The 376-nt window shown below is 52.9% G+C and carries 1 rRNA gene; it reads right to left on the bottom strand.

Annotated elements, in window-relative coordinates:
* A 23S ribosomal RNA gene (locus BHE89_RS21895) occupies window positions 1-376 on the bottom strand; the annotation flags it as partial.

Here is a 376-nt window from a genome sequence, read left to right as displayed (position 1 = left end):
GGGTGGAGACAGCCTGGCCATCATTACGCCATTCGTGCAGGTCGGAACTTACCCGACAAGGAATTTCGCTACCTTAGGACCGTTATAGTTACGGCCGCCGTTTTACTGGGGGCTTCGATCAAGAGCTTCTCCCTAAGGATAACCCCATCAATTTAACCTTCCAGCACCGGGCAGGCGTCACACCGTATACGTCCACTTTCGTGTTTGCACAGTGCTGTGTTTTTAATAAACAGTTGCAGCCAGCTGGTATCTTCGACTGGCTTCGGCTCCGTCCGCAAGGGACTTCACTTACCGCCAGCGTGCCTTCTCCCGAAGTTACGGCACCATTTTGCCTAGTTCCTTCACCCGAGTTCTCTCAAGCGCCTGAGTATTCTCT

Source organism: Shigella sp. FC1967 (genome assembly GCF_001743005.1).
In the GTDB taxonomy this organism is placed as follows: domain Bacteria; phylum Pseudomonadota; class Gammaproteobacteria; order Enterobacterales; family Enterobacteriaceae; genus Proteus.
Note: the sequence above shows the minus strand (reverse complement) of the source record. Positions and strands in the feature narration are given on the sequence as shown.